General features: G+C 37.1%; 22 protein-coding genes and 1 pseudogene. 12 read left to right on the forward strand and 11 right to left on the reverse strand.

Features of this window, described 5'->3' with window-relative positions:
• The first annotated feature begins 162 nt into the window (after positions 1 to 162).
• Together DT250_RS27725 and dnaB are read left to right on the forward strand one after the other, a co-directional pair.
• Positions 163 to 1,023: a DnaD domain-containing protein gene (locus DT250_RS27725; RefSeq protein ID WP_149214041.1), complete on the forward strand. Its 861-nt coding sequence runs from the start codon at positions 163 to 165 to the stop codon at positions 1,021 to 1,023.
• Entirely contained in the window at positions 1,020 to 2,306 is a 1,287-nt protein-coding gene (dnaB, locus tag DT250_RS27730) for a replicative DNA helicase (RefSeq protein ID WP_149214042.1), read from the forward strand. Before DT250_RS27725 ends, dnaB begins: the two co-directional genes overlap by 4 nt.
• A 91-nt stretch (positions 2,307 to 2,397) precedes the next feature.
• On the opposite strand, the gene DT250_RS27735 is transcribed toward dnaB, so the two are convergent.
• Positions 2,398 to 3,183, reverse strand: coding sequence for a TrmB family transcriptional regulator (locus DT250_RS27735; RefSeq protein ID WP_149214043.1), 786 nt, complete (start codon positions 3,181 to 3,183; stop codon positions 2,398 to 2,400).
• Positions 3,184 to 3,292: 109 nt separating this feature from the next.
• Between DT250_RS27735 and DT250_RS27740 the strand changes: the two genes are divergently transcribed.
• On the forward strand, positions 3,293 to 4,060 hold the full coding sequence (locus DT250_RS27740; protein WP_087957554.1) for a TSUP family transporter: 768 nt from the start codon (positions 3,293 to 3,295) through the stop codon (positions 4,058 to 4,060).
• A 168-nt stretch (positions 4,061 to 4,228) separates the two neighbouring features.
• Here DT250_RS27740 and DT250_RS27745 read toward each other — a convergent pair whose 3' ends face one another.
• Both DT250_RS27745 and DT250_RS27755 read right to left on the reverse strand, forming a co-directional pair.
• Positions 4,229 to 5,116 carry a DMT family transporter gene (locus DT250_RS27745; protein ID WP_149214044.1) on the reverse strand — a complete coding sequence of 296 codons (888 nt, stop codon included), beginning with the start codon at positions 5,114 to 5,116 and terminating at the stop codon, positions 4,229 to 4,231.
• Between the two features lie 429 nt (positions 5,117 to 5,545).
• Positions 5,546 to 6,091: a TetR/AcrR family transcriptional regulator gene (locus tag DT250_RS27755; RefSeq protein ID WP_149214045.1), complete on the reverse strand. Its 546-nt coding sequence runs from the start codon at positions 6,089 to 6,091 to the stop codon at positions 5,546 to 5,548.
• A 284-nt stretch (positions 6,092 to 6,375) separates the two neighbouring features.
• On the opposite strand from DT250_RS27755, the gene DT250_RS27760 reads away from it, so the two are divergent.
• The 3 genes from DT250_RS27760 (at position 6,376) to DT250_RS27770 (ending at position 9,191) form a co-directional block, all read left to right on the forward strand.
• Positions 6,376 to 7,509, forward strand: a complete 1,134-nt coding sequence (locus DT250_RS27760) for an NADH-dependent flavin oxidoreductase (protein ID WP_149214046.1) — start codon at positions 6,376 to 6,378, stop codon at positions 7,507 to 7,509.
• Positions 7,510 to 7,556: 47 nt separating this feature from the next.
• Positions 7,557 to 8,465, forward strand: coding sequence for an alpha/beta hydrolase (locus tag DT250_RS27765; protein WP_149214047.1), 909 nt, complete (start codon positions 7,557 to 7,559; stop codon positions 8,463 to 8,465).
• Positions 8,466 to 8,534: 69 nt separating this feature from the next.
• Positions 8,535 to 9,191 (forward strand): SDR family oxidoreductase, encoded by a 657-nt coding sequence (locus DT250_RS27770; protein ID WP_149214048.1) that lies wholly within the window; start codon positions 8,535 to 8,537, stop codon positions 9,189 to 9,191.
• A 148-nt stretch (positions 9,192 to 9,339) separates the two neighbouring features.
• Here the strand turns inward: DT250_RS27770 and DT250_RS27780 are convergent, their stop codons facing one another.
• On the reverse strand, positions 9,340 to 11,376 hold the full coding sequence (locus DT250_RS27780; RefSeq protein ID WP_149214049.1) for a sigma 54-interacting transcriptional regulator: 2,037 nt from the start codon (positions 11,374 to 11,376) through the stop codon (positions 9,340 to 9,342).
• A 326-nt stretch (positions 11,377 to 11,702) separates the two neighbouring features.
• Here DT250_RS27780 and DT250_RS27785 point away from each other — a divergent pair, with 326 nt between their 5' ends.
• From DT250_RS27785 to DT250_RS31880, 3 genes are all read left to right on the forward strand, one after another.
• Entirely contained in the window at positions 11,703 to 12,461 is a 759-nt protein-coding gene (locus tag DT250_RS27785) for a gamma-glutamyl-gamma-aminobutyrate hydrolase family protein (RefSeq protein WP_087948031.1), read from the forward strand.
• A gap of 152 nt (positions 12,462 to 12,613) precedes the next feature.
• Entirely contained in the window at positions 12,614 to 14,044 is a 1,431-nt protein-coding gene (locus DT250_RS27790) for a YfcC family protein (protein ID WP_088062200.1), read from the forward strand.
• A 222-nt stretch (positions 14,045 to 14,266) separates the two neighbouring features.
• Positions 14,267 to 14,422, forward strand: coding sequence for a hypothetical protein (locus tag DT250_RS31880; RefSeq protein WP_179952869.1), 156 nt, complete (start codon positions 14,267 to 14,269; stop codon positions 14,420 to 14,422).
• Between the two features lie 173 nt (positions 14,423 to 14,595).
• Here DT250_RS31880 and DT250_RS27795 read toward each other — a convergent pair whose 3' ends face one another.
• A complete protein-coding gene (locus tag DT250_RS27795) occupies positions 14,596 to 15,171 on the reverse strand; it encodes a TetR/AcrR family transcriptional regulator (protein ID WP_088121444.1) in 576 nt (191 codons plus the stop codon).
• A 141-nt stretch (positions 15,172 to 15,312) separates the two neighbouring features.
• Between DT250_RS27795 and DT250_RS27800 the strand changes: the two genes are divergently transcribed.
• Positions 15,313 to 16,788 carry an MDR family MFS transporter gene (locus DT250_RS27800; RefSeq protein ID WP_149214050.1) on the forward strand — a complete coding sequence of 492 codons (1,476 nt, stop codon included), beginning with the start codon at positions 15,313 to 15,315 and terminating at the stop codon, positions 16,786 to 16,788.
• Between the two features lie 185 nt (positions 16,789 to 16,973).
• Here the strand turns inward: DT250_RS27800 and DT250_RS27805 are convergent, their stop codons facing one another.
• From DT250_RS27805 to DT250_RS27825, 5 genes are all read right to left on the reverse strand, one after another.
• On the reverse strand, positions 16,974 to 17,174 hold the full coding sequence (locus tag DT250_RS27805) for a hypothetical protein (protein WP_060489065.1): 201 nt from the start codon (positions 17,172 to 17,174) through the stop codon (positions 16,974 to 16,976).
• 226 nt (positions 17,175 to 17,400) lie between these two features.
• Complete coding sequence (locus DT250_RS27810) at positions 17,401 to 17,928, reverse strand: permease (protein WP_141542840.1); 528 nt, start codon at positions 17,926 to 17,928, stop codon at positions 17,401 to 17,403.
• Complete coding sequence (locus DT250_RS27815) at positions 17,925 to 18,407, reverse strand: hypothetical protein (protein WP_087985706.1); 483 nt, start codon at positions 18,405 to 18,407, stop codon at positions 17,925 to 17,927. The genes DT250_RS27810 and DT250_RS27815 overlap by 4 nt, the downstream gene beginning before the upstream one ends.
• Positions 18,400 to 18,741 carry a PadR family transcriptional regulator gene (locus DT250_RS27820; protein WP_000683186.1) on the reverse strand — a complete coding sequence of 114 codons (342 nt, stop codon included), beginning with the start codon at positions 18,739 to 18,741 and terminating at the stop codon, positions 18,400 to 18,402. The genes DT250_RS27815 and DT250_RS27820 overlap by 8 nt, the downstream gene beginning before the upstream one ends.
• Positions 18,742 to 18,906: 165 nt before the next feature.
• Entirely contained in the window at positions 18,907 to 19,032 is a 126-nt protein-coding gene (locus DT250_RS27825) for a YjcZ family sporulation protein (protein ID WP_000540377.1), read from the reverse strand.
• Between the two features lie 199 nt (positions 19,033 to 19,231).
• On the opposite strand from DT250_RS27825, the gene DT250_RS27830 reads away from it, so the two are divergent.
• The gene (locus DT250_RS27830) at positions 19,232 to 19,477 is read left to right on the forward strand and encodes a hypothetical protein (RefSeq protein ID WP_149214051.1); all 246 of its coding nucleotides are present in this window, start codon (positions 19,232 to 19,234) and stop codon (positions 19,475 to 19,477) included.
• Between the two features lie 436 nt (positions 19,478 to 19,913).
• On the forward strand, positions 19,914 to 20,696 hold the full coding sequence (locus DT250_RS27835) for a hypothetical protein (RefSeq protein WP_149214052.1): 783 nt from the start codon (positions 19,914 to 19,916) through the stop codon (positions 20,694 to 20,696).
• A gap of 32 nt (positions 20,697 to 20,728) precedes the next feature.
• Here DT250_RS27835 and DT250_RS27840 read toward each other — a convergent pair.
• Positions 20,729 to 20,985, reverse strand: a pseudogene (locus DT250_RS27840) (DUF4176 domain-containing protein).
• Positions 20,986 to 21,333 lie beyond the last annotated feature (348 nt).

Raw genomic sequence — 21,333 nt, forward strand, 5'->3', positions numbered from 1 at the left:
ATAAATCACTAAGAAAAAACATAACAAAACAAAAACAACAACAAACACCGTAGTAGGAGTCGAAAAAAAATTTGAAATAACACGCCAAAAACCCGGCCCTCCTTCCTATATATAGTACAAAGAGGAAATTTTCATTTTTGAATGGAGACGGGAGGAATTGGGATGGCGGTGTATCGTACTGTGCAGGTGAATTTTTGGCAGGATGATTTTGTTTTGGATTTGACGCCGGAGGAGCGGTATTTTTATGTGTACTTGTTAACTTGTTCGAAGACGACGCAGTGTGGGATTTTTCCTTTTCCGAAGCGGTTAGCTGAGATGGAGACGGGTTATAATCGGGAGACTGTTGATAAGCTTGTGCAGCGCTTCATTGATTATGGGAAGATTCTTTATGATGCGGATACACGGGAGTTATTCGTTTTAAATTGGCTTCGTTATAATCCGGTGACGAATACGAATGTGGAGAAGTGTGTGCTTCGTGAGCTTAAGGGTGTGAAGAATAAGGAGTTTGTACATATGTTTCTTCAGAAGTGCGTTGAGGAGGAGCTGAATGTTCCGATGCTTTTAGCGCATTTCGGCATGCCGAGTGATTTGGCTGTGGATGATGTTGAGCCAGTTGGCGAGGAGACAGAGGAAGAAGAGGTTATAGAGGAAGAAACGGGGAGTCGCGTGTTTTCTTTTTATGAGCAACATTTCGGTAGTTTGTCTCCGCATACTGTGGAGGAACTGAGTGCGTGGATGGAAGATTTGTCAGAGGAGCTTGTGCTGAAGGCTCTTCAAATTGCGTTTGAGAATAATAAGCGGACGGTTGCTTATGTGAAGGGGATTTTGAGAGGGTGGCACGGAAAAGGATTTACGAAAGTTTGTGAGGTTGAGGCGGATACGGCGAGCTTTCGGAAGAAGGAGTCGTCTGTTAGTACGGGGGAGACGGAGGAGTTTTTGGCGAGGTGTGAGGAGTGGGAGAAGAATGCGCCGTCTGAGGAAGAGTTGCAGCGCTTTTTAGCGGAGCGCGGGTGGCGTCCATGAGTATTCAAAATGTGGAGGCGGAAAAGACGGTGTTAGGTTCTCTATTACTTGATGGAGAGCTTATTAAGGAGTGCCGTTTGACGGAGCAGTATTTTTCTCTGTCAGTGCACAAGTCTATATTTCAGTTAATGCGAAAGATGGAAGAAGAGGGGCAACCGATTGATCTTGTAACGTTCATTTCTAGGGTAGATCCGAAGTTTTTAGAGGGGATCGGGGGAATGGCGTATTTTATAGGGTTAATGGATGGTGTGCCGACAACTGCCAACTTCTCTTATTATGAGGGGCTTGTTCGAGGTGCCTGGAAAATGTATCAGGCGGGTGTTCTCGGGCACAAGATGGGAGAGCGCCTTATTGCGGAGAAGAGTGAGAAAATTATTGGTGAGACGATTACGGCACTTTGTGAGTTAGAGGAAAAGGACTGTGTATGTGAGTTTGATTTGAAGGATGCGCTAGTAGATTTATATGAAGAGCTCCATCAAGATGCGAAAGAGATTACTGGTATTGAGACTGGTTATACGTCGCTCAATAAAATGACGTGCGGATTGCAGGATGGTGATTTTGTCGTCCTTGGTGCACGCCCTTCTATGGGGAAGACTGCGTTTGCGCTAAATGTTGGACTGCATGCGGCGAAATCTGGAGCGGCGGTTGGGTTGTTTTCGTTAGAGATGAGTAGTAAGCAACTGTTAAAAAGGATGGCGTCTTGCGTAGGCGAGGTGTCAGGAGGTAGGCTGAAAAATCCGAAGCATCGTTTTGCGATAGAGGACTGGGAAAAGGTGAGTAAGGCGTTTGCGGAGATTGGTGAACTGCCATTTGAGATTTACGACAATGCAGGTGTTACGGTGCAAGATATTTGGATGCAAACTCGTAAGTTAAAGAGGAAGCACGGTGATAAAAAGATTTTAATTATTGTAGATTACTTGCAGCTTATTACGGGTGATCCGAAGCATAAGGGCAATCGATTTCAAGAGATTAGTGAAATTTCTCGTAAGCTTAAGGTATTGGCGCGTGAATTAAATGTTTGTGTAGTAGCGTTGTCGCAGTTGTCTCGTTCGGTAGAAGCACGTCAAGATAAGCGCCCTCTTTTATCTGATTTAAGAGAGACAGGACAAATTGAGCAAGATGCGGATGTCATTATGCTTATGTATCGCGAAGATTATTATGATAAGGAAACGGTGCAGAAAGAGATGACGGAGATTCATGTGGCGAAGCATCGAAATGGGCCTGTGGGGAGTTTTAAATTGAGGTTTTTGAAGGAGTTTGGGCGGTTTGTGGAGGGGAAATAGTTGAAAGACTTGAGTATGACTTTGCAAATAAAGCATAAGTTTTTCATTTCATTAACTTATGCTTTATTCTTTGATTCTTTTAATATATTTCTTATCTTCCCATAAAGAAGGATTTTCTCTCTGCAGTGATCCATTGCTGCAAATCATCTTGGCTACGTCGGACAAGTCGATTCACTAAAACATCATGCCATACATAATCCTCTAGTAAGTATATATGAACTGGGTCATCTGTATAAAAAGCAATGTTACGCTCTTCAATTGATGGTCCATAAATCATCTCTTTAGAATCTATCGATAAAATAAACCAATGTTCTGTAGAGAGGGTTTCTGTATAAGGTGTGATACGATGAGCTTCTAAATTTTTAATTGGGTTTTCAACATGTAAGGTAATACCTTGTACTGAAACTTTATCAGCTACCTCACATAGTTCCTCTTTTAACGCTTCATACATGTCATCCCACATTGAAATGACAATACGGTGTTCTGCTTTTTTTATTAATGCCTGACAATAGCTAATGATTGTTTTGTTGTCTTTTAAAGTAATCACTCGATTATCCGTTTTTTTCTCGGAAGTTTCGAGTTTTTTTAATGAATCACTGATTCCTTCATAAGTAGACTGCCATTCTGATTGCGCTTTCTGTAAAAAGATTTCAACAGGTAGAGGTGAATAGCGAGTGGTGTCATTTATTTCTTCCTTCATGACGATTCCTTTTTCTACAAGGTTACCTAAAATCTCATAAATTCGTGCTCTTGGGACCCCTGAATCCTTACTTACTTGGTAGGCTGTAGCAGGCCCCTGTTTCACAAGAGATACATAAGATTTAGCTTCATATTCATTAAAACCAATTTTTTTAAGCTGTTGTACTATGTAGTCCACTTTTTCGTCCTCCGATGTTTGCTTTTATATTTCAACGTTACAATAACTCTTTACATTTAGCAAATTGGTAGTTACTATTACAATAGTGACTAAAGGGGAGGCTACTAGTATGGATTTGTATTTAGACCCATCTATATTAATTATTTTGATTGTTTTTGGGTTTGTGGCTGCATTTATAGATTCAGTTGTAGGCGGTGGTGGACTCATTGCCTTACCAGCTTTATTATTTACAGGGCTGAATCCGGCAAGTGCAGTAGCCACGAATAAATTAGCATCGACAATGGGAAGTGCAACTAGTAATATTGTGTTTTATCGTTCTGGCAATCTTGATTTGAAATCGGCTTTAAAATTATTTCCAATCACTTTCATAGGCTCTATAGTAGGTGCATGGACCGTTCATTTAATGAACCCAGAAGTACTGAAGCCGTTGATGTTGGTAATGCTTGGTGCAGTCGCTATTTATACGATATTTAAAAAGGATTGGGGTAGTATTTCTACTCATAAGAAATTATCTGGTCAACACGTCATTATTTTTACCTTTTTTATTTTTGCTATTGGTTTTTATGATGGATTTCTAGGGCCTGGCACAGGTTCGTTTTTAATGTTCGCTCTTTTATTTATTGGGTATGATTTTTTAAAAGCAGCAGGTAATGCGAAGTTTCTTAATTTAGGAAGTAATGTTGGTGCATTGTTGATATTTATGTATGTGGGGCAAGTAAACTATGCGTATGGTTTTATAATGGGGATTGCTCAAATTGCTGGAGGGATTGTTGGCTCCAAATTTGCTATAAAAAAAGGAAGCGGGTATGTTCGTGCTCTTTTCATTACAGTAACTTGTTTATTGTTAGCGAAAAATCTTTATGACTATGTACAGTAAGTAATGTAGAAAAGGTTAACTATGCAGGCTACATAAATATAATAATTCTTTGTAACATGTTTTAGATGCTACCTTATTCGAAGATAGCATCTAAAATATTAAGGTAAGAGGATGAAAATAATACAAACGAATATTTTCGGGGTATGTTTATGTACTTTAGCGAAATAACTATTCCATATTCTTCTTATAATTAACCCGCAACAACCCCTTAAAATCCACCTCAGCAATCAACACACTCACTAATATAAGTGTCGCGCCTAAGTATCCTTTCCCAGTAAGTGTTTCACCTGTGAAAACGAAAGCGAAGCCTGCGGAAAAGACAGGTTCTAATGAGAAGATAAGTCCTGTATGTGTAGGCGTCGTGTATTGCTGGGCGATAACTTGCACGATGAATGCGACTGCGGTGCAAAATATGCTTAAGGCTAGGATGATTAGCCATGAGTTGGTTGTGCTAGGCAGTTTTGGCGTTTCGATAATGAATGAAAAAATAAGACTAAATAGGCCGACGAAACCGAGTTGTATGACTCCAAGTGCAATGGAGTTCACATGTTTCGTTACACTGCCAGTGATGATGACGTGAATCGCATAAAATAAGGCTGACAGTATGCAAAATATATCGCCATTACCGATCTTGAATTCGCTCGTTAATGTTAATAAGCCGATTCCTATTATCGTTAAAATGATTCCTACTATAACTTTCTTTTCCGGAATGTGTTTTAAAAATATAGCTGAAAAGATCGGAATGAAGATGACTGTGAGACATAGTAAGAAACCAGCGTTAGAAACACTCGTGTACTTTGTGCCGAAAGTCGCGAAAATGTAAACGATAAATAAGACAGAAGCGAGTATAAATGCATATTTTACAGTTTTAAAATCGACTTTGAATAAATGTTTGTAAAATATTAAACCTGATAAAAGAAAGGCAATGATAAATCGTAATGCGATTAAGTTGTATTCTTCTATGCCTTCAAGTCCAACCTTTGTAAGTAAGATGGATGCACCCCAAAAGAATGTAACTAGTAGTAGTCCTAAATCCGCTTTTAATTGTAGTTTCATTTCTATTCCCTCGTTATGTATAAATTTTACCCCGCATTAACGGGCAGTAAGACTCCCACCTCAAAATTCGGCTGGAGCAAAGAAGTTAGGTGGGAGATCAACTGCCCGTAAATGCCCGATTGGTTCAACTAATAATCAGTGGGGGATGAACAAAACCCCCACTGATTAAAGTTTCACTTTATAATCCCATACCCCTATCCCCATTCTTCATTTTAATATTAATTCTGAATATTTGTAACTTAAATTTATCGACGTTTTTCCCGGCATTATAACGGGCTGTAAAATTCCCACCTCAAAATTCGGTTTTAACAAAGGAGTTAGGTGGGAGTCGGGTTGCCCGTAAATGTCCGATTAGTTGAACTTTACCCAATAAGAAAGAGGCTGTTTTATAATCCGGTTCAATCGGTTTATAAAACAGCCTCTTTTCATTTAAAAGTTCCTATCTAGCAACAACCCAAGCTGCTCCGCGACAACTTCCGGTGGATCAGGAAGTCCTTTCATAAAGTATGTCTCCACGACTCCTACGATAGCGTAGCCGAAGAATGTGATGATCATGTCTTCACTAAATCCTTTGTTTACACCTTCTTTAACATCTATGTCATCTTTTATTTGTTCGATGATGTAGTCGAAGAAGTGTTTGCGGAAAGCGGAAGCTCCTTTTCCTGCTAGCATCGTTGAGAAGAAGTAGTAGTGCTGTTCCATGTTTTCGAACCAAGCGATGCAAGCTTCTCTAAAGCTTAAATCATGGAGGGGAGCGCACAGTGTTTTTAGCGCTTCGATACGTTCTACAACGAGTTTGTCGAGTAAATCATATTTATCTAGATAATGAAGGTAGAATGTTCTATTTCCGACGTCCGCCGTGGTGCAAATGTCCTTTACTGTAATTTTATCAAATCCTTTTTCGGCCATTAGTTCAATAAAAGCGTTTTTGATTGCTTCTTTTGATTTAATAATCCTTCGATCTACTTTTTCCATCGTCTTCACCAAACTTTCTTTATAGTTAATACACAATTTTTATGGATGTGTGTATTAATGCGTGAATTCACTAAAATTGACGTTTGAAAACATCTCTTTTTCATTTTATATTATACACACGGGAGAGATAATACATCAACGCGCATTAATTCTTCCGAGTATCATTTCTTAATGAGAGAGGGGGATGCAGTCACATTTCGTGCTCTAAGTAACTTTCTTCAAAAGAACAAATAACAAAATAATGACAATTTTATATATGAAAAACAACGAGAAAGAGGTCAATTATGAATCCGAAATATAACAACTTATTTGAAGCATTTACATTTAAATCTGGCGTTACTCTGAAAAATAACGTCGTGATGGCTCCGATGACAACTTGGGCTAGTAATGATGATTATACGATTTCAGATGAAGAAGTAACGTATTACAAAAAGAGAGTGAACGGAGTCGGGCTTGTGATTACGGGATGTACACATGTACAGGCGAACGGTATCGGTTTTACAAATGAGTTTGCAGGTTACGATGATAAATTCATCCCGAGTTTACGTAAGTTAGCGGATGCGGCTAAGAGCGGCGGAGCTCCAGCTATTCTTCAAATTTTCCATGCAGGGAACAAAGCATTACCTAATTTCACGCCGGGCGGAGATGTAGTGAGTGCCAGTGCTTTAGAAACAGAAGCTTCTCCGTTTGCACCATCTGTATTACCGAGAGAACTTTCGCATGATGAAATTTTAGAAGTGATTCGTGATTTTGGAGAAACGACGCGAAGAGCAATTGAAGCTGGTTTTGACGGCGTTGAAATTCACGGCGCACACGGGTTTTTACTACAAAACTTCTTATCACCATTCTTTAATAGACGTGAAGATGAGTGGGGCGGTTCTTTAGAAAATCGTTTACGTTTCCCGCTAGCGGTCGTTCGTGAAATTCAATCCGTTATTAAAAAGCACGCGAAGAAGCCGTTCGCATTAGGTTACAGATTCTCACCTGACGAACCGCAAGAAGGTGCTTTAAGAATGAAAGACACGTATGAGTTAATCAATCATCTTATCCGAGCAAATATTGATTACGTTCACGCTTCATTAGCACGTGCCCTTACTGCAAAACCAGTGGATAGTCAGGACGAGAAAACGTACCTTGAGTTAATCGCCGAGCATGTAAACGGCAGAATTCCGTTAATGGCAGCTGGTTCTATGGTAACGCCAGATGATGTTTCGTTAGCGCTAGAAAAAGGAATCACACTTGCGGCAATCGGCCACGGGTTAATTATGAATCCAGACTGGGTAGAGAAAGTGCAAGGCGGAAAAGAAGATGAAATTCAAGTATCAATTAAGAAATCAACAGTAAGTGAACTGGAGCTTTCAGAAAAGCTGTGGAATGTTATTCAGGCTTCAGGACCATGGTTTAACATCGAAGATTAATTATGAAAATGTATTAATAAAAACGAATATGAAATGGAGAGGTTAATATGAAAAAGCAAGTAACGTTTAAAAAATATAATTTGAACATGGCTGGTAATCTTCATGTACCAAACGAAATGGATGATAACAAGAAGTACCCAGTTCTTATCGTTTTACATCCGGGTGGTGGAGTGAAAGAACAAACAGCGGGCCTTTATGCCGAGAAGTTAGCGGATGAAGGGTATGTCGCGTTAGCATTTGATGCGGCGTATCAAGGGGAAAGTGAAGGGCTACCTCGCTATCTTGATGATCCAACATCTAGAGTAGAAGATGTGCGAGCGGCGGTAGATTATGTAACGACACTTCCTTTCGTTGATCCAGAGCGAATTGGTGTAGTTGGTATTTGCGCTGGTGGTGGTTACGCGATACGTACAGCGCAAACGGAACGTCGTATTAAAGCGGTTGTAGGAATTAGCGCAGCAGATATGGGAAGAACGTTCCGCGAAGGCTGGAATGGTGATGCTCCAATATCGAATGCAATTGAGACGCTTGATGCAGTCGCAAAACAACGTACTGCTGAAGCAAATGGTGCGGAACCGATGTATCTTTCTTACGTACCACATGAAATTGATGAAAATACAGATTCAGAAACAGCTGAAGGATATGAATATTACAGAACAGCTAGAGCGCAGCATCCGAATTCAGTAAATAAATTGCTGTTTTCAAGCTTTGATAAAATTTTAGCGTTTACGGCAATTGATGAAAAAATGAGCTCTTTATTAACACAACCACTTCTATTAGTTGCAGGAAGTAAAGCAGGGACACTTTGGCAAAGTAAAGAAGCGTATGAATTAGCGAACGAACCGAAAGAATTAGTTATTCTGGAAGGTGGATCTCATTTTGATCTGTATGATATTCCTGCGTATGTCGATCAAGCTGTAGTGAAGGCAACGGAGTTTCTTCGTAAGCATTTGTAATTTGATTCTCACGAGGCAGTAGAAACATTTTCTACTGCCTCATAACAAATAGGAAAGGGAGTTATGAATATGACGAACGTATTAATTCTTGGAGCGAACGGACAAATTGCGCGTCATGCGATTGATATATTTTTAAATGAAACGGATGCAAAGTTAACGTTATATTTACGCAATGCAGATCGAGTACAGCAATACGCTTCTGATCGCGTACGCATTGTGGAAGGTGACGTTTTAAATCGTGAAACATTACAAGAAGCGATGGTAAATCAAGATGTAGTGTATGCAAATTTAGCTGGTGATGATTTAGAAGAGCAGGCGAAAACGGTTGTGAATGCGATGGAAGAGACGGAAGTGAAACGTCTTATTTTTATTAGTTCACTTGGCATTTATGATGAAGTACCAGGAGAGTTCGGGAAGTGGAATAGCCGTACAATTGGTCAATATTTAGGGCCGTACCGAAAAGCTGTTGATGTAATCGAGGCTTCAAATCTTGCATACACCGTATTACGACCAGCGTGGTTAACGGATTATGATGAAGTGGAATATGAAATTACGGAAAAAGGTGAGCCGTATAAAGGAACGGAAGTGTCACGTAAAAGTGTTGCGGCTTTCGTTGTGAAATTGGTACAGTCACCTAATTTACACGTTGGCGGAAACTTAGGTGTAAATAAACCGAATACAGATGGTGATAAACCAGCCTTTTTATCCGGCGGTAACGGGCAGTAAAACTCCCACCTTAAAATTCGGCTGGAACAAAGAAGTTAGGTGAGAGTCGAATTTTAAGGTGGGCTAATAATGAGTATAATCCATACCACATTAGAGTTGTAATGTGGTATTTTGAGATTGTATGGGCAATAACACCGATGATAAGTAATCAAAGATTACGTAGAATCTCCAACCCTGTTCTTGTTAAATTAATCCCTGCTCTACCTCTTTTTATTTGCACATACCCTTTCATTTTTAGGAAGTTCAATCGGTGTCTCACTTGTGCTTCAGATAAATTTATTTCGACTTCTTGGCTCTTTTCAGAAATAATTCTTCTTCCGATTGCTTTTCCTTTTTCTTCATGATTCATGATGAGGGTAAGAATGAAAAGGGATTCTTGATCAAGAGCGTTTGAACTTGAAGAAAAAGTTGATATAATTTCGGCCTGATCGCTATTTGTTTTCCCTTGTGGTGGAGGCTTTTGAAAATAATGTTGATTAGGTAAATCATTTTTTGTTATTTGGTTTCCGGTACGGACAGCCAGCATATAATCTATCGTATTTTTAAGTTCTCTTACATTTCCGTACCATGGATATCCTTGCAGTTCTTCAATTAATTCTTGTTCAATTTTAACTTTAGGGTCCGATAGCGCAACAAAATGTTTAGCTAATAATTCAATGTCATTTCGACGAGCTCTTAATTCTGGGAGGTGTATAAAGAGTACTTTAAGCCGATGGTATAAGTCTTCTCTAAACACATTTTCTTGAATCATTTTCAGTAAATCTTTATTGGTTGCTGCAATAATTCTTACGTCTATCGGGATAATTTGACTTCCGCCAACGCGCATGATCTCTTTTTCCTGTAATACTCGAAGGAGTCGTGCTTGAAGTTTCAAGCTAATATCTCCAATCTCATCTAAAAAAATGGTGCCACCATTTGCTTGTTCAAATAGTCCCATTTTCCCGCCCTTTTTTGCTCCGGTAAATGCTCCGTCTTCATAACCAAATAATTCACTCTCGACTAAATCATCCGATAAGGCACTGAAGTTAACAGCAAGAAAAGGGCCGCTATTTCGTTGGGAAGCATTATGGATAGCGCTTGCAAAAAGCTCTTTTCCAGTGCCACTTTCACCCTCAATTAATACAGTTAGATCCGTCTTAGCTAACCTTTTGGCAATTTGTTTCGTGTCTTGAATCGTAGAGCTAATGCCAACGATATTATGAAAATTGTATTTTGCTACATAACCTTTTTTGACAAATTCTTTTCTCAATTTACGTTCAAATCCGATGGTCTTAAGAGCATTTCTAAACGTAACAATAATTGATTGATCATTTATATGTAGACGTTCCACTATTACATCCGAGCCGTTTACAACAAATATTCCGCTTTCTTGTTGCTTATTTGAAAGGATGAAGTTTACTAAATCAATATTATCAATAATGGCATCAATCGGATGACCAATAGCGTTTTTACTTTTTATTTTCAGCATGCTTTCCAAGAACTCATTAAAGACAACAATTCTTCCTTCGTAATCAATAGCTAGTATTCCATCCCCAACACCATCAATAACTTGATGAAGTTGTCGATGAGCTTTAGCTAAATTCTTTGTTAAATCTACTATTTTTCGATAGTATCTTTCAGAAACGTGGTTACCTGATTCCTCCATTAAATGAAATCGATCTAGAATGGACATGATTGTAGTAATATCTATTAATCTATGACCAATATTAATTACTTTTTCTACAAAATCAGGGATAATTTCAAGTTCGTCAGGTGTGATTGCGAGCTTAATCATTTGTATATTCGTTTTTCCAGGATAGTATGGAAAATATTCAATGTGGTTCAGCCCCAATTGACGCATCGTTTCAATTGATTCGTATACTGTTTCATGATTATCATTCACATATAGAGCTTGTGTTCCTTCTGGTAAAAATAAAAGCTGGTCCACGTTTTCATAATTTAATGTTCGTTTTGCTATTATTACTTCGCAGTTTTCCCCAATAAAGTCTTTCACCGTTTCTATCGTAAATGTATTCGGTAACACAATTAATGTAGAATGGAATACTTTTGGAATACTTTCTTCTACAGAAAAACTTTCGATATCTATGAGGTCACCTACCATCTCCGTTAGTTGTTGATGTAGGGCTTTTCGTGTTTCTTTTAAAACGGTGATCAATACAATGTGGTTGGTTTCAAATTTGTTCATAGAGCACCTCTTAGTTGAATGTAATTGGTCTAAAGTTGGTTATTAATTGGTTATTATGTAACCAATTAATAACCAATTATAATACATTTCAACATAGTAAACACCGATAAAACGACAAAATATTTAAAAAAATGTAAATAATCACTTTAATTTCAATGTTGGCACGATATTTGCTTATATCAATGGTGTGTAAAGAAATAGTGAAATGAGTAGAGTAGTAATTTACATATTTAATTCTTTACCACTTGCTAGAAAAGGGAGGGTAAGAGTATACAATTTCAGCAGAGAAAGACAACGAAACCATTTAAATTATGAGGTGAGAGAAAATGAAACCATTAATTGGTGTTACTGGGTATTATATTGATCATAGTGAAATAGGGAAGGAGGGCTTACGAGGGCTACCAGGTCAAGATATGGCTATCTTTTCTTATGACTACATCCGTTCACTTCAACGAGCAGGTGCAACGGTTGTTCTACTTCCAATTGAGGAAGTTGATCAAATTGAGTCCACACTTAATCAATTAGATGGATTGTTATTGGCTGGTGGCGCGGACATCAATCCAGTTTATTACGGTGATATTCCAAAATCATATATAGGTACTGTAGAGGAAGAACGAGATAATTTTGAATTAAATCTGGCAAAGCAGGCTTTAGAAAAAGATATTCCTATTCTAGGAATTTGCCGAGGATTACAGGTGTTAAATGTTGCAGCTGGTGGATCTCTTTATCAAGACTTAGAGCACGAGATGGGGCCAGAATATTTCCATGTTCGAGAACAGTTCCGTAAATGGCAAGGCTCTCATTCTGTAGATCTTCTGGAAGAGGGAAAAATTTATGAGGCTATTGGCCAAAAATCTTTAATGGTTAATTCTTTTCACCATCAAGCAGTGAAAACATTAGGGAAAGATTTTGAGGCGAGCGCATGGTCCTTTGATGGTGTAATAGAGGCTATTGAATCGAAGGCTCATCGTTATGTAGCAGCGGTTCAATGGCATCCAGAAATGATGTCGGAAAAGGATGCTCTACAGCAGCGTTTATTTAACCAATTTGTAAATGAAATTAGTAAAAAGGTAGTTAAATCCTAGCGTGTTATAAGTAAAAGAATTGATGGGTAGCTTGGTACGTCATGGTAGTGGGGAAACCAGACTGCCGGCTGCTTGTAAAAGTAATAATCATTGGGGGATGAACGAATTCCCCAATGATTAAAGTTTCACTTTATTGCAAAGGGGATTGGTATATGAGTCAAGTATCAGAAAAGGCAGTTTCATTCGAGCCAGAAGAAAAAAAGGAAAAAAAAGAATGGAAAATAAACGTATTTGCAATGTTACTTGTCTTGTTAGTTATTGCGGCTGTGATTACACATATATTGCCAGCAGGAAAATATGAACAGATTGAAAAAAATGGGTATACAACAGTAGATCCAAATTCATTTAAATGGATTGAATCAACGCCACTTGGATTTTTTGATACGGTAAAATCTATTCCTACAGGGATGGTAGAAGCTGCTAATATTATCTTTTTTATTCTTATTATCGGAGGGTTTTTTGGTGTATTAAAGGCATCCGGCACAGTTGAGGCTCTTGTTTCAACGATGGCAAAAAAACTTGCTAACCGTGAAAAGTTAATGATTCCTATTATCATGCTGTTCTTTGCACTTGGCGGGTCATTAATGGGAATGGCTGAGGAAGCTTTAGTGTATGTACCTCTATTTATTCCGCTAGCTCTTGCGGTTGGATTTGATACGATAACAGGAACTGCGATGGTACTAGTAGGAGCGTCCGTCGGATTTACAACGGCAATTATGAATCCGTTTACAGTTGGGCTTGCGCAAGGGATAGCGGGTCTTCCTATGTATTCGGGGATGGGGTTCCGCCTCGTTTTATTCGTAGTCATATATGTAATTGCGGTTACATTCGTCTATCGTCATGCTATGAAAGTAAAGAGGGATCCTGCAAGCGGAATTTACGGGAAATTCGATACAAATAAGCAAGACAGCTTACTAACAGCGAAAGTAGAGTTAACAAAAAGACATAAATGGATATTAACGGCCTTTTTAATCAATTATATTATTCTTGTATTTGGTGTTATTAAGTACGAGTGGTATATAAAAGAAATTGCAGCCTTATTTATTATTTTAACTATAATCATTGCAATCCTCGGCAAGATATCTCTTGATGATACTGTAGAATCTTTTACACAAGGATCGGCATCTTTAATCGGGGGAGCTTTAATCATTGGTGTATCACGCGCTATTTTAGTTGTATTGAATCAAGGGCATATTATAGACCCGCTACTGTATCAAGTATCGGAAGAAATGAAACATGTATCTCCTTTTTTAAGTGTTGTTGGAATGTACAACTTCCAAGTAGCGATTCATTTTATTTTAGCATCAGGTAGTGGCCATGCGATGTTGACAATGCCTATCATGGCACCACTTGCAGATTTATTGGACATTACACGCCAAACAGCCGTATTATCCTTTTCATTCGCGGATGGTATTGGAAATATTATTTTTCCGACAGGTGGTACGCTAATGGCTGGATTAGCAATTGCAGGAATTTCATGGACAAGGTGGGCAAGGTGGATTCTTCCTTTAATTCTAATTGAATACTCAATCGGTTTAATAGCAGTTATAATTGCTCATCTTATTGGTTATGGTCCATCTTAATAAAAGATAGATATGCTTTCACTTATAGAAAGTTCGAATTTGAAGAAAATCGCTAAATAATGGTGATAGAAAAGCCCGGTTTAGAAGGGCTTTTTTTTTTATGTAAAATTTCATTTGTTTACATAATATCTTTACAATCATTTGATGAAATATATGTAACTGCATATTGTGAGGGTGGATGGTTATCCCTTCTTTTTATTCGGAAGGAAAGGAGGTGATAATATGGAGTTTTTGATTGATCTTGTAAAAGGGTTTCTGAAAGCGACTGTGCGCGAAGTTTCAGTGTATTTTTTGCGGAAGCAACTTCTGGATAAGGACAACAAAAAACCCACTCTGCGCCGTCACAAGCAAAAGGGTGGGTTCCGCAAAAAGAAATAGCTTATAATAACCACCACCCTAAGCGGTAGCAGTTAGGGAAGAGATGTGAGCGCATCTCTTCTTTTTATTATATGCCATTTTATTTGATGTCATACTTATATAGTATTCTACGGAAAATATATCATATTCCTATTTTGTGGTCAATTTAATTGCATGATTGAAAAGGTGTAGTCTTATTCCTCTTCAAATTGAAAAATCTCCCGGTTAATAAGTTGGTGGAGATACCTGTCCATTTCAGCCGCAGAAACGCTTCTTTCATTTTTAAACCACCATGCGCTTAATGAGGTGATTGCCCCTGAATAAAATTCAATGATTAAATCATTTGGCATCGTATGGTTTTTGCAAAGTTGATTTAACGCTTCTATTTCTTGTTTTCTCGTTTCGTGACTTAAATACTGTGTCCGGCTAAGAAATTGTTCATCAGACATTTGCGTCTCTAATATTTTACCGATTTCTTCATGGTGTAGAAATTGTTCCATTACTTGAAATGGTTTACTTAATCGATCTGAAACCGGTATTCCCGCAATCATCTTGCTGTATCGTTTAAATCCAAATGCTAATAAAGCATCTTTATCTTCAAAGTGTTTATAAAAGGTTGTTCGGTGTACCATTGCACGATCACAAATTTGGTTAATCGTGATTGTACTATATTTCTGTTTTGATTGCGTCATTAATTCAAATAAGGAATCCCATAGTAATTTATGTGTACGTCTAATACGTAAATCAAGTTGTTTTTCATTATCATTCATCTACAATTCTCCTTTTTTGTAGATTAAATATACAATGGCTGAAAATTGATTCTCCCTTTTTAATCTACATATATATATTATATTACATGTGTTCCGGTGTATTTAAATTTTTTTAGTAAGAAACAGGAGGAGAATCTGTAAATGAATATGACAACAAAGAGCCCTACAAGTGGCAAAGTTGATACTTCTAATATGAAACATACCCCCATTTTAATTGCATTACTTTTAGGGGCAATGGTTGCATTATTAAACGAAACATTACTTGGTAATGCGTTAACCGTATTAATGAAAGAATTTGACGTAACAGCTTCAACGATTCAATGGCTTTCTACAGCATACATGTTAGTGGTTGGTGTTTTAGTCCCGATTACAGCGTTACTTCAGCAATGGCTCACAACGAGAAAAATGTTTTTAATCGCTATGGTAACGTTTTTAGTAGGTACATTAATTGCGGGATTCGCACCGACATTTTCCGTTTTATTAGTCGGCCGTATCGTCCAAGCTGTAGCGACGGGGTTAATTACACCGTTATTAATGAATACGATTTTAATCATTTGTCCGCCTGAAAAACGTGGTGCCACAATGGGATTAATCGCACTTGTGATGATGGCAGCTCCAGCAATTGGTCCTACATTATCTGGAGTAATTGTTGATTCATTAAATTGGCGCTGGTTATTCTATATCGTTATTCCTATCGTGATTATTTCAATTATGATTGGGATGAAGTACATTCAAAATGTTTCAGAGTTAACAAGGCCAAAAGTAGATTATCCATCTATCCTTTTATCAACATTAGGATTTGGCGGGTTTGTGTATAGCTTTAGTGCATCAGGTGATTTAGGATGGTCCGATGCGAAAGTGTATGGCACTTTAATTGTTGGGCTTATCTCATTATGTATTTTTGTCGTTCGACAATTGAAAATTGAGAATCCAATTTTAGAATTACGAGCATTTAAAGTTCCGATGTTTACAATATCAGTTGGATTAATTGTCATTGTGATGATGTCGCTATTTTCAACGATGACTTTATTACCAATGTTCCTGCAAACAGTATTACTCGTTACAGCTTTTAAATCAGGAATCATCATGCTTCCGGGAAGTATTATTAGCGCCATAATGGGACCAATCGCAGGTAAACTGTTTGATAAATTTAGCCCGAAAGTTATTATCGTTCCCGGTATTGTGTTAGTAGGAATTGCAATGTTCTTATTTAAAGGTATTACGCCTGATACATCAATGGTACAAATTATTGTTATGCATAGCTTATTAATGGTTGGACTCATGTTTGTCATGACAGCACAAACATACGGTTTAAATCAATTAACACCAGATTTATATCCGCACGGAACAGCACTATTTAGTACGTTGCAACAAGTAGCTGGCGCAATTGGTACAGCTATCTTTATTTCAAAAATGTCTTCAGGAACAACTCAGTATATGGAAAGCTCCGCAAATCCAATGGATCCAGTGGAGAAGTTAAACGGTTTAACTTCAGGATTCCAAGGTGCATTTACACTAGGGTTAATCTTTATTGTTGTTGCTTTTATCGTATCGCTATTCTTAAAAGAAGAGAAAAAGGGAGTAGAAGTAAAGGGGGTTTTACAGAACGAAAATTAAGGTTTATATAAAAAGACATCTTTTCTAGGAAAGGTGTCTTTTTACATTTCTTTCGTAACATTTGTCTTGGATATTCTAATACAGAAGAATGGTCGGTGTAATCTCAATGGAGGACACAATATAATCGTTAGTTTATTTGTATAAATGTTGTATGTTCAATGGCTATCCTTTTTGAGGATGAATAACTATTGGGAATAACGATGTAAAGCTTTGCTAATGACTAAAAGGCCGATAATAAGGGAAAGTATTCTCATTATAAATTCGGCAACTAATAAATTGCCCATAGCTGTCGATCCATCATACATTAATCCTATGATGATAATAGGTGCGATCATAATGATAATTCCAATTCCTATTTGAAGAAGTAAATTCACGTTTTTACTCAAGATAATCACCTCCAAAAAATATTACAAAACAAGAACATGGAAATTTCTGTATTATATATTTATTATACTGTATCGAATTAAGGTTATGGTAATGTTTCTAAAATAAAAAGGAGATGTCACATAGTCAAAAAATGACTCTTGGGACATCTCCTTTAAAGTAGTTGAAATTAAAGATACTTCAATGACAGTTCGATTTTCAGCGTCTGTTATCCAATGTTTGTTACTCCTACATTTCCTCTGTAACATCATACCGAAGCAACTGCCCCTGATCATAAAACCTCTCAAAAATAAGCCCCATAATATAGAAGAATACTAGCCCAAAGCAAATATGAATGAGTGTAAAAGTAGCTCCAAATGAAGAGAATTCATACACGAGAATTGGCAATTTCGCAGTTGTCCAAACGCCTAAGAAAAATACGATGTACCGAATGCTTGCGCCTTTTTGTAAGAGTAGTGCTGCAATTGGGAAGGCAACGTAGAGCGGACCAGCCGCAATGCCGCCTAATAAGAGAGAGAATAAGATTCCGTATACGCCAGAATTTTCGCCCATATATTTCATGAGCGTTTCTTTCTTCACCCATTGATCAAGCAATCCTACAAATAGTAGGACAGGAGGAAGGAGAAACAACATATCTAAAATGCTATTCCCTGTTAATTGTAATGCGCTCCATCCTAAAGAATGATTTATAAAGGTTAAGACAAAGAGCCCCAGTAATAAAATGAAAAAGAAGCGATATCTTTTTAATTCCTTCATACCATCACCACCCAAATGATATAGGAGAATAGCAGAGACATGAGTAATGCAGATGCATTACGCGCGTAAGCAAAGCTTCGTCCGAATATCTTTTGTTCCATCGGTAAGGTTGTAAGTCCTACTGACATGAGTGTAGACATAAGTGCCGCAACTTGAGGAAGGCCTGCGCCGTGTTGGATTAACGTATTACCAAGTGGGAATACGACGAAGCTTGGAATAAGTGCAACGGAGCCGAGTATTGCTGAATAAACAATGCCGATAAACCCTGATTGCTCCCCAATAATAGAAGAGATGAAAGACGGCGTTAATATAGAAAGCGATAAGCCAACGAAAAGCATGATGGAGAGCATCGCAGGTAGAAGATTGCGAAACATTTTCCACGACTTCATTAGAGCTTTTTTCGTCTTCGTGCGGTCCTTCATAAAAGAAATCCACGTAAGAATAATGGCTAAAGTGTAAAGAATCACGCCGTTAATCATGGTCGGAATCCTTTAAGTCCTTATATTTGTCTATGAAAAAGGATAAGTTCTTCATTTTTTCTTCAATGTCCATTTGAAAGTCTGCCAATTGTTCCTTTCCAGCAGGCGTAATTTTGTACATCTTTCTCGGTTTGTCTTGATGATCTGTACTTACGTAAGATTCGATTGCACCTTCGTTTTCTAACTTTTTTAGCGTGCGATATAAAATGGCGCTATCGATTGGATTGACGGGAAGTTCTTCTTCGCACTTTTGTAGTAATTGCCCGCCATAGTTATCTCCTTCAGCTAGAAATAACAAAAGAAATGCACCTGTATGTCTTCCTGTATGTTTCATGGATATACCTCCTAGAATGAATTAGGATTTATACTGTTAATGACAGTATACTGTTGTTAACAGTATACGGTGCATGAAGTACTATGTCAATTTTAAAATGTGCGAATGCGAAGGGGCTGTACATCTAAAAACATAAAAAAAAGACACTCTCAAGAGTGCCTTCCTTTAGCAGCCGAATCCGCCGCCCCAACAGCTAGCTCCAACGATGATTAATAAAATAAAGAGTACAACTAGTAAAGCGAAACCGCCGCCGAAACCGCAGCCTCCACCACAACTACCTCCATAGCCCATATTAACTCCTCCTTCCATAAAGACCATTAATTAATGGATTTAATTTACTTTATGTTTTTACGGATAAACTTGAGCAGGTCCTTTTGAAAAATAAAAAGAGCTTAGATTTTAAAAGAGTTGACGACCTTATTTTTGTCACGGGTATTATGCTGATGACATATTCTATTTTATTCTGTGTATTGGGGGAAGGAGGATCTTTATGGCCAATTCTGAAATGATTTTACGATTACTTACGGATTTAAAGATTGAACAGCAAGTTTTAAAAGAGCAGTTGGAAAAAATACAAACAGCTGTGACTACTCTTGAAGAAAAATCAGCGATTGTGGAAGAGAAACCAACGACTATTGAAGAAAAACCAGCTGTTGCTGCTGCAAAGCAAAGAGCTCATTCTGGACACCCAACATCTTTTCGTGCTTGGAGAGCAGCTGCTCAAAGGAATTCATAAAAATATAAGAAAAGAAGACATCAATTAAGATGTCTTCTTTTGCTTGTACAATCCAAATGCGATAAGAAGGTATATATCCATATTGCTTTAAAACTAAGAAGAAAATAACGATTGTCGACTCCTTTTTTAGTATAGCATGTAATAGTAAATATTTTTATGTAATGTTGCATATATATGAATTATATGATGTTGTGTTGTATATATTTTAGGTGTCTGGTGCGGAAACAGAACTTACCGCTTCACCGGCTTTATTATTGGCTGAAATGGAAGAGCAAAATACAAATAAGTGTGTAGCTTCAGCATTACTTGACGTTTACTTAAATAGTAGGTAACAAAGTTAGCTTAGGGAAAAAAGATTAATATATGTACAGGAATAATATTTCTAATTATAATTTTAAGATGGAAGTATTCGTAGTATATGGGGGAATAACAACCAGTGAATAAAAAGGCAACAATTAAAATAGGGGCATTGTTTACAATTTTATTAATGGTATTTGTTTTTTATGGGTATAAGAGTTTAAATAGTTTTTTAGTCTGGAATGAACTCGGTGATGTACAGATGATTTCAAGCGATAAAGAGGTTAAAAACGGTATATACTTTGTAAGGGGAGAGATATATTCTGAACATGTAACAGGGGATGAAACGCTACTTGCTGATGGGTATGCGGTAGTGAATCGAATTCAAAAGAAAAAAACGACATATTATACACAGACTTCTGCACCCAATCGTTCGTTATGGAGTAACGGCCAAGTAACAGCTTTTTATAATGAACCAATACATATTGGAAATAAAGAATTGAAATTAATAAATAAAGAAAATATGTCTCTTGAAACTCCATTTATGGAATTAAATAGTCAGAATGTCATTTCAACAAGAATAAATGATATTCAGGCGAATACTACAAAGTTAGCAGATGGAAAAAAACGCTTTTATTCATTTAGAGCAGTAGAAAATAAAGAAAATGTAGTTGTACTTGGATTAGTAGAGGGAAAGGTAATAAAAGAATTACCTAGTAGATATGGAAAATTTGTTTATATGGGAAATACTAAGGAGCAAATTATAGATAGCTTAAAGAATAGTAATAACAAAAATTGGATATATTTCGTAGTGCTTCTTATACTAACTAGTATTAGTGGACTTGTATTTTATATGTATGGGAAAGGAAAATGGACAAAAGATGTTTTTATTTTTACATTTTTCGGACGGAAGATAAATTAAAGAGGATGCATCTTTGCATCCTCTTTAAAAATTCATATGAGTTCTTTTCGTAAGGAAAGTTCTTCTTCATTCTCATATCCAGTAAATAAAATTTCTTCAATTTGTATATAATCAAAAAAAACATTATAATCTTTTGAAAGGTTACCATAAGGGTAAAGGCAACCAACATAATCCCAAATTTTTTTTCGTTAGATTGTTGTTGTTTTCTTCCATAAATCATAACCTTTTGTTCTAGTCCATAAATTGTAATAACAGTTCCAATTGGAAGGAATTCTTTTGTATTCTCCATTACAAATGATAATTTAGTATAGACGATGAACTGGTAGCATCTGTTTTTGAGACAAGACCAATTTGAGTAGCACAACACTATTTTTAAAGAATTCAATATACATTTCTCATTCTTTATTTAATAGGTATCTATTCATAAAAAAATTTACATGTAAAAAGTTGTTTGAAAATGCAATTCATTCTACTCAACAATCGGGCCATATCCTTGAATAATGGGTTAAACTAGCAGTTGACCTCGTAGTTTATGGTCTGTTATATTTATACAAACACTAAAAGGATAGGTGAAGAAGTTCGGCATAGCAGAAGTTTGATTTTCGTGAACTTTGTTATGACTGGAAAAGAGTAAATA

This window comes from Bacillus sp. AR2-1, from assembly GCF_008368755.1.
Classification (GTDB): Bacteria; Bacillota; Bacilli; order Bacillales; family Bacillaceae_G; genus Bacillus_A; species Bacillus_A wiedmannii.

What these genes read in the sequence shown, in the direction of transcription:
- DT250_RS27785 (WP_087948031.1), top strand. Translation starts at nt 11,703, where the DNA reads ATGAAACCATTAATTGGTGTTACTGGGTATTATATTGATCATAGTGAA.
- dnaB (WP_149214042.1), top strand. Translation starts at nt 1,020, where the DNA reads ATGAGTATTCAAAATGTGGAGGCGGAAAAGACGGTGTTAGGTTCTCTA.
- DT250_RS27780 (WP_149214049.1), bottom strand. Translation starts at nt 11,376, where the DNA reads ATGAACAAATTTGAAACCAACCACATTGTATTGATCACCGTTTTAAAA.
- DT250_RS27725 (WP_149214041.1), top strand. Translation starts at nt 163, where the DNA reads ATGGCGGTGTATCGTACTGTGCAGGTGAATTTTTGGCAGGATGATTTT.
- DT250_RS27745 (WP_149214044.1), bottom strand. Translation starts at nt 5,116, where the DNA reads ATGAAACTACAATTAAAAGCGGATTTAGGACTACTACTAGTTACATTC.
- DT250_RS27765 (WP_149214047.1), top strand. Translation starts at nt 7,557, where the DNA reads ATGAAAAAGCAAGTAACGTTTAAAAAATATAATTTGAACATGGCTGGT.
- DT250_RS27800 (WP_149214050.1), top strand. Translation starts at nt 15,313, where the DNA reads ATGAATATGACAACAAAGAGCCCTACAAGTGGCAAAGTTGATACTTCT.
- DT250_RS27760 (WP_149214046.1), top strand. Translation starts at nt 6,376, where the DNA reads ATGAATCCGAAATATAACAACTTATTTGAAGCATTTACATTTAAATCT.
- DT250_RS27810 (WP_141542840.1), bottom strand. Translation starts at nt 17,928, where the DNA reads ATGAAGGAATTAAAAAGATATCGCTTCTTTTTCATTTTATTACTGGGG.
- DT250_RS27830 (WP_149214051.1), top strand. Translation starts at nt 19,232, where the DNA reads ATGGCCAATTCTGAAATGATTTTACGATTACTTACGGATTTAAAGATT.
- DT250_RS31880 (WP_179952869.1), top strand. Translation starts at nt 14,267, where the DNA reads ATGGAGTTTTTGATTGATCTTGTAAAAGGGTTTCTGAAAGCGACTGTG.
- DT250_RS27790 (WP_088062200.1), top strand. Translation starts at nt 12,614, where the DNA reads ATGAGTCAAGTATCAGAAAAGGCAGTTTCATTCGAGCCAGAAGAAAAA.
- DT250_RS27795 (WP_088121444.1), bottom strand. Translation starts at nt 15,171, where the DNA reads ATGAATGATAATGAAAAACAACTTGATTTACGTATTAGACGTACACAT.
- DT250_RS27740 (WP_087957554.1), top strand. Translation starts at nt 3,293, where the DNA reads ATGGATTTGTATTTAGACCCATCTATATTAATTATTTTGATTGTTTTT.
- DT250_RS27770 (WP_149214048.1), top strand. Translation starts at nt 8,535, where the DNA reads ATGACGAACGTATTAATTCTTGGAGCGAACGGACAAATTGCGCGTCAT.
- DT250_RS27820 (WP_000683186.1), bottom strand. Translation starts at nt 18,741, where the DNA reads ATGAAACATACAGGAAGACATACAGGTGCATTTCTTTTGTTATTTCTA.
- DT250_RS27815 (WP_087985706.1), bottom strand. Translation starts at nt 18,407, where the DNA reads ATGATTAACGGCGTGATTCTTTACACTTTAGCCATTATTCTTACGTGG.
- DT250_RS27825 (WP_000540377.1), bottom strand. Translation starts at nt 19,032, where the DNA reads ATGGGCTATGGAGGTAGTTGTGGTGGAGGCTGCGGTTTCGGCGGCGGT.
- DT250_RS27755 (WP_149214045.1), bottom strand. Translation starts at nt 6,091, where the DNA reads ATGGAAAAAGTAGATCGAAGGATTATTAAATCAAAAGAAGCAATCAAA.